The organism is Streptomyces sp. NPDC007162 (assembly GCF_040634175.1).
Lineage (GTDB): Bacteria > Actinomycetota > Actinomycetes > Streptomycetales > Streptomycetaceae > Streptomyces.
This window is the reverse complement of sequence record NZ_JBEYFC010000494.1, coordinates 1-6,604: the sequence shown is the minus strand read 5'-3', so window position 1 is coordinate 6,604 and position 6,604 is coordinate 1. Positions and strand designations below refer to the sequence as shown.

Annotated in this window: 6 protein-coding genes and 1 pseudogene; 3 read left to right on the top strand and 4 right to left on the bottom strand. The window is 68.7% G+C overall.

Features of this window, described 5'->3' with window-relative positions:
• Nucleotides 1-83: 83 nt before the first annotated feature.
• Together ABZ646_RS37110 and ABZ646_RS37105 are read right to left on the bottom strand one after the other, a co-directional pair.
• Entirely contained in the window at nucleotides 84-869 is a 786-nt protein-coding gene (locus tag ABZ646_RS37110; protein ID WP_360529236.1) for a nuclear transport factor 2 family protein, read from the bottom strand.
• 64 nt (nucleotides 870-933) lie between these two features.
• Nucleotides 934-1,815 carry a nuclear transport factor 2 family protein gene (locus tag ABZ646_RS37105; protein ID WP_360529233.1) on the bottom strand — a complete coding sequence of 294 codons (882 nt, stop codon included), beginning with the start codon at nucleotides 1,813-1,815 and terminating at the stop codon, nucleotides 934-936.
• A 190-nt stretch (nucleotides 1,816-2,005) separates the two neighbouring features.
• Between ABZ646_RS37105 and ABZ646_RS37100 the strand changes: the two genes are divergently transcribed.
• Together ABZ646_RS37100 and ABZ646_RS37095 are read left to right on the top strand one after the other, a co-directional pair.
• Entirely contained in the window at nucleotides 2,006-2,410 is a 405-nt protein-coding gene (locus ABZ646_RS37100) for a helix-turn-helix domain-containing protein (protein ID WP_360529230.1), read from the top strand.
• A gap of 617 nt (nucleotides 2,411-3,027) precedes the next feature.
• Nucleotides 3,028-4,197, top strand: coding sequence for an FAD-dependent oxidoreductase (locus tag ABZ646_RS37095; protein ID WP_360529227.1), 1,170 nt, complete (start codon nucleotides 3,028-3,030; stop codon nucleotides 4,195-4,197).
• 359 nt (nucleotides 4,198-4,556) lie between these two features.
• Here the strand turns inward: ABZ646_RS37095 and ABZ646_RS37090 are convergent, their stop codons facing one another.
• Nucleotides 4,557-4,958, bottom strand: coding sequence for a helix-turn-helix domain-containing protein (locus ABZ646_RS37090; RefSeq protein WP_360529224.1), 402 nt, complete (start codon nucleotides 4,956-4,958; stop codon nucleotides 4,557-4,559).
• A 157-nt stretch (nucleotides 4,959-5,115) separates the two neighbouring features.
• Here ABZ646_RS37090 and ABZ646_RS37085 point away from each other — a divergent pair, with 157 nt between their 5' ends.
• The gene (locus ABZ646_RS37085; RefSeq protein ID WP_360529221.1) at nucleotides 5,116-6,003 is read left to right on the top strand and encodes an NADP-dependent oxidoreductase; all 888 of its coding nucleotides are present in this window, start codon (nucleotides 5,116-5,118) and stop codon (nucleotides 6,001-6,003) included.
• Between the two features lie 39 nt (nucleotides 6,004-6,042).
• On the opposite strand, the pseudogene ABZ646_RS37080 reads toward ABZ646_RS37085, so the two are convergent.
• Nucleotides 6,043-6,604 (bottom strand): annotated as a pseudogene (locus ABZ646_RS37080) (hypothetical protein); the annotation flags it as partial.

The window sequence follows — 6,604 nt, the reverse complement described above, 5'->3', positions numbered from 1 at the left end:
GTCATGGAGGACCGGTTGTCAGAGGAACCCGTCGATGTAGCGACGCTAAGAGAAGAAGCCGGGAAACTTCGGCAGTTGTTGAGCTAGAACATGGTGTTGTCGTTGGCCGACTTCTCCGGCACCGGCTGGAAGACGTCCCAGTGCTCGACGATCTTGCCGTCCTGAACCCGGAAGATGTCGACGACGGCTGCCCCGCGGTCGTCCGCGTTCACCTGGAAGGTGTGGTGGACCGCGACGTACTCCCCGTCGGCGATGATCCGCTTGACGTCCATGCGGAGGTCCGGGAGAGCGGCGAAGGCCGACGAGAACGCCTCCTTGGCGGCCGCCACACCGTTGAGGTTCTTCGGGTTGTGCGCGTAATACGGATCGGCGGCGTACCGGTCCCAGGCGCTGACGTCACGGTCGGTGAGCAGTGCGTCAAGCAGAGCCGACACCACCTGCTTGCTCGCGGCGCCGGACGCGTCCGAGGACTGGCCGGCCGGGGCGCTCAGCGTTGAATGCAGGTCGTTGCCGCTGACCGTGCTGTCCGGGACGTCCTGGATCACGTCCCAGTGCTCGACGATCTTGCCGTCCCGAACCCGGAAGATGTCGACCACCACCTGGCCTTTGGTGCCGGGCTCCCCCACGGCGTGGGAGTGCAGCAGGACCAGGTCGTCCTCGGCGATGACCCGCGCGACCTCGTACTGCAGCTCCGGGTAGCGGCTCCTGAAGCCCGTCACGAAGCCGCGCAGCGCTTCGGTGCCGTTGGGGGCCCAAGGGTTGTGCTGGATGTATTCGTCCCCGACGTACTTGTCGATGACGTCGAGATTTCCCTTGGCGAACAGCTCGTTGTAGAAGTGGACGACCAGCTCTTTGTTCTCAGTGGACATGGTGGTCCCTGTCTTTCTGACTCACGGTCGGAAAACGGAACTAGAAGGCGGTGTTGTCGTCGGCCTATGCGGTCGGGGCCGCCGACTGGATGACGTCCCAGTGCTCGACGACCTTGCCGTCGCGGACCCGGTACAGGTCGAGGACCGGGGTACCAGGGTCGTCGGAGGCGAACTTGTAGAGGGCGTGTACGGCGACGTAGTCGCCCTCGCCGATGACCTGTTGCACGCTGACGCTGAAGCCGGGGTTCTCCAGTTGGGACGCGAAGAACGCCTTGGCAGCCGCGATGCCGTTCGGGGACTGCGGGTTGTGCTGATAGAACGGATCCACCGCATACCGGTCGAAGGCCGTGACGTCCCGGCCGGCGGTCACCTCCTCGAACATTGCCGTCACGACCCGCTTGCTCGCCGCAGTGGACACGCTCGGGTCCGGCCACCGCCGCTGCGGGGCGCTCAGCGTGGAGAACATGTCGTTGCCGCTGACGCTGGTGTCCGCAACCGGCTGGATCACGTCCCAGTGTTCGGCGATCCTGCCGTCGTGGACTCGGAAGATGTCGACGATCGCATCACCCTTGGTGCCCGGATCCGACACGGAATGCGAGTGCAGCAGAACCAGGTCCCCCTCGGCGAGAGCCCGCTCGACGGTGACGTGCAACCGCGGGTGGGCGGCCCGCAGACTGGTCACGTACTGACGCAGCGCTTCGCGGCCGTCCGGAACGTTCGGGTGATGCTGGATGTAGTCGGGCCGGAAGAACCTGTCGATCACGGCGAGATTGCCCTGGTTGAACAGCTGGTCGAAGACGTGTACCACCAAAGCCTTGTTCGCGGCGGTCTGGCGGCTGCTGCTGACGTCCATCGACGTGGCGGAGACCGGTCGGGGCGAGGCCGCCGCGGCCGTGACGCCTCCGACCGACAGCACGCCGGCCGTGGCCGCGGCGACGAGAACCATGGCTGATGTCCTGGTCCGGCTCGCGGGGATGGGCATGGAAACGACTCTCTTTCCTTGCGAGTGGTCTACGGCACGCGAGGTGAACCGCGGAGAGGCCGACGGAGCCGAATCGGCGAGGTCAGACCCAGTTACCTCTTGTGCGTAGCCCCATCATGAGTCACTATCGGCGAAGACGTAAGGAGGCACTTTCATGTCAGCCACGTACACCGATGTGCCTGTTGTGGACGACCCTCTCGACAAGGACTGCCCGATCCGTGAGGTGCTCGACCGGGTCGGCGACAAGTGGAGCGCTCTGGTCGTCGTGCGGCTCGGACAGCGCACCCACCGCTTCAACGAACTCCACCGCGAGATCGACGGGATCAGCCAGCGGATGCTGACCCTGACGTTGCGCGCACTGGTCCGCGACGGGCTCGTCAGCCGCACTGCCTACCCGACCGTGCCCCCACGCGTCGACTACGAACTGACCGAACTGGGCCACACCCTGCTCGCCCCCATCACCGCACTCCACGAATGGGCCGTGGCACATCGCGGCGAGATCCACGAAGCTCGCGCACGCCACGACCAAGCGCCCGGAACCCCCGAAGCGGGTCCATGACGGTGCGCCGGTGACCAAGGCTGTGAACTGGTAGCTCTCACCGGTGACCGATGCCGGCCCGGCACTGTGGCGCGACTCCGCTCCCGCGCCCTGGCGGCCTCACGGACAGAAGACTGCCTACGCACGAGCACGTTCGTCCTCCTCCACGGGGCCTGGCACGGCGGCTGGGCCTGCAACGCGTGGCACCCGCCCTGCGCGCTGCCGGACTGTGCCCGCGATGTCGTCCTCGTGGGACACAGCTATGCCGGCCAGGTCGTCACGGGGGTCACCGACCCGAGCGGCTGTCGTTGCGGGTCCACCTCGACGCGTTCGTGGGAGGCGACGGTGACGCCGCGATCGACCTCCTCCTCACGACAGGTGAGCGCGAAGGCCAATCTGGACCGGCTCGCGCCCCGACTGACGCCGCACCCCCTGGCTGACCTACACCGAACCGCGAACTGACGGCGCGCTTCCGGGAGACGCCGTCGGCCCCTTGACCGGCCGAGGGCTGGTGGCGTTCAGAGAGGTGAGGCACACAACGGGCAGTCGGTGTGCGGATGAGAACCTGTCATCGGGGAGTTCACCCCATGGTGGCGTCGACCGCTCGACGTCATGTGCGGACGACTGGAGTTGACCTGGTGACGCGAATACTGATCATCGGCGGCGGAATCGCGGGTACGGCGTCGGCGCTGGCTCTGCACAAGGCCGGCTTCGACGTCGAGGTGTACGAGGCGCATCCGGACACGGCGGAGGACATCGGCGCGTTCCTGACGCTCGGGAGCAACGGCATGCGGGCCCTCGCGCAGATCGACGCCACGGCCGAGGTCACCGCGCTGGGTTTCCCGCTGACGTCGATACGGCTTCTGGACGACAGGGGCAGCCAGACGGCTCACCGACTCATGGGCGACGCCCACGACCCACTGCTGAACTTCCGTTGTCTGCGCCGCGGCGAACTCAACGCCGCGCTTCAGGCGAAGGTCGCGCGGCGTGGCATCGCCGTGCGGCACAGCGCCCGACTGGCCCGCCTGGACGACCACCACGACGGCGTCACAGCCCACTTCACGGACGGCAGCACGGCGACGGGCGACCTGCTGCTCGGCGCCGACGGCCTCAACTCGACGGTCCGGCGCGCGATCGCACCCTTTACACAACCGCGTTACGCGGGCCAGCGGGTCTTCTACGGCTACACCACAGACATCCCACCGGTCGGCGAGAGCGACTGCTTCACCATGATCCGGGGCAGCGAGGCAGCCTTCGGCTTCGCGTCCTCGCCGGACGGCGAGACCTACTGGTTCGCGCGCGTCGCCGGCGATCCGCTGTCCGCGGAGGAGATCGCCGAGGGCTCACCAGCCGACTGGCGCACCCTCCTCGTCCCGCTCCTGCGCAAGGACACCACTCCTGCGGCCGACGTCGTCTCGGCCACGGCCGAGCACCTGACGGTCACCAACGCAACGGAACTGCCGCTCGGCATACCGTGGCGCTCCGGCCGCGCCCTGATCCTGGGCGACGCGGCCCACGCCGCGTCGCCGGCCGCAGGTCAGGGCGCCTCCATGGCCCTGGAGGACGCGGTCGTCCTGGCCAAGTGCCTGAGGGACCTGCCGGACACCGACTCGGCACTCACCCGCTATGAATCCCTGCGCCGCGAACGCGTGGAGCACAACATCACCACGAGCGGTGCCATGTCACGCGGCACCTACGCGCCGTCCGGCTCCGGGGGGCGTTCGACTCCCACCGCACGATCGAGCGCAGCAGCGCTGATCGAGGTACTGGACTGGGAGTCCGACATCTCTGACCTCAAGGAGTGGTGAGGCCGCTTCAGGCGAGGCGGTTGCCTGCCGGACTCAGTGATCAGTGGAACTGCGGATGGCACACGTCACAGGTGTGGCCTTGGTCGTCGACCACGGTGATGTCGGGCCGGCGATAGAACGCGGAGCACGGATGGGAGATCCCGAGGTCGACTGCCTGGGAGGCCGCCGTCCTGACGCGGCGCACCCTCCCACAGGTGCTCCAGGCTTCGAACAGACCGGTCCGCCCCGCGACGGAGAACGCGGCGGCCGGCCGGTCGCCGAGGCCGAGCACAGGACGGCGACGCAGCTCAGTCCAGGCTGCCTCTCCTCGTCGTAGGCCACGCCCTTCCGCCGGATCCGGCCGAGCTCGCCTCCGTCAGCTATGACGCGGCTACGTCGTATGTCAGCCGCGCCTTGTGAACCTCGTCCATGTGGGCCTCAGCCCACTCCCGCACTGCCGTGAGGGGCACACCCAGGCTGGCGCCCAGTGCGGTGAGTTCATAGTCGACGCGCACCGGAACCGACAGGGTCACCGTGCGGGACACGAGCCCGTCCCGCTCCAGCGAGCGCAGTGTCTGAGTGAGCATCTTGGGGCTGACGCCCTCGATCCTGCGGCCGAGTTCGTTGTAGCGCAGCGGACCGTCGACGAGCGCTCCCAGCACGAGCACGGCCCATTTGTCGCTGATCCGCGTTAAGAGCTGATGGGTGGGGCAGTCCCTCAGGAACGCGTCGTAGTCGGTCTGCGCCCGTTTCCGACGCCCAGCCGCGTCCATTGTGGCCATCAGTCACCTCCTGGTGAGGTACGCACTTCAAGGTGCCTACTTACCGCCAGATAGTAGCGGGGGCTAGTTTCGCTACAGCGGGGCGGAATCCTCGAAGGCCTGGTGAAAAAGCTCTGGCCAGGCACCCCTCCCCGACCACCCACAAAGGAGACGTGCAATGCGCGCTGCCGTCGTGACGGACTTCGGCGGACCGGAAGCCGTGCAGATCATCGAACGGGACATCCCGGAGCCGGGCGCCGGCCAGGTACGGATCAAAGTCGCCGCCGCGGCGCTCAACCCGGCCGACGCGATCACTCGTTCCGGTGTGCTGCCGGCGGATCCGCCCATGGGCTTCGGCTGGGACGTGGCCGGGACGATCGACGCGGCCGGCGCGGACACGGGCTGGGCGGTCGGCGACGCCGTCGTGGCCCTGGAGGACAATCTGGTGAAAGCGCTGGGCACCCACGCGGAGTATGTGGTGGTGGAGGGCTCCGCAGTGGCGGCGGCGCCGACGTCCGTGGACGCCGTGCACGCGGCGACGGTGCCCTTGAACTCCTTGACCGCCGCCCAGGCCCTCGATCTGCTGGACCTCAAGCCGGCCCAGACGCTGCTGGTCACAGGTGCGGCAGGCGCCGTGGGCGGTTACGCCGTCCAGTTGGCGGCGCACCAGGGCATCGAGGTGACCGCTCTGGCGGGAGAGAAGGACGCGGACTTCGTCCAGAGCCTGGGCGCGGCCCGTTTCGTGGCGCGCGGCGGCGCACCGGGGCGCCACGACGCGGTCCTGGACGCGGCTCTCCTGGGGGAGACGGCGCTGGAGTGGGTGCGCGACGGCGGCGCGTACGCGGGCGTGATGCCGCCGTTCCTGCCTGCTCCGGTCCGGGGAATCCGGACCGCCGCCGTGACGGTCACCGCGGACGGCGCACGGCTGAAGGACCTGGTCGCCCTGGTCGACGCCGGCATCCTGACCACGCGAGTCGCCGAGACCTACCCCCTAGACGATGCAGCGAAGGCACACGCCCGCCTGGCCGAGGGGGGCATCCGCGGACGACTCGTGCTGCTGCCCTGAACACCTGAGAAAGCTGGGACGGCCTGTTCCCGCCGCCGATCAATCGCAGACGTCCGCCTCGGGCTGCGCCATCGTGACGCACAGCGGCTCGAAGGTCACTCGGGTCTCCAGTCCGTCCGCCCAGCAAAGACGCAACTCCCCGTCCCGCCACGCGCAGTCGGTGACAGCGTCCTCGAAGGGCGGGGTGTCGCCGTCCGCCCCCAAGGCTGCCAGTGCTACGAACACGGCGGTCCCCTCGGCCTCCGTCGACAGCCGGGGCACCCGCACCGACGGCTCGTAGGCCGTGCCCTCGGGGGCGTCCACCTCCTCCGCCTCACCCCAGCCGAGCAGCCCCACCAGCTCGGAGCGGTGTGCCTGCGTTGCCCAGCCGGTGAGCGTCAGCCGAGCCCCGTGCGGCGCCCCGATCACTCGATGGATCCGCAGCTCATGACGCCCCCGTGCCACGGTCACGCTCTCGACACGCAGCCCCGGGACCATCGGGGGGCCGGAGGCGAACACAGGACGGTGCCAGGATCCCGCCCAGCCCCACCCGTCGCCCTGCCCCGTGCCCAGCGGCTGGATGCGCCGCCGCACGCTTGGCGATCCCGCGATCTCCACGGAC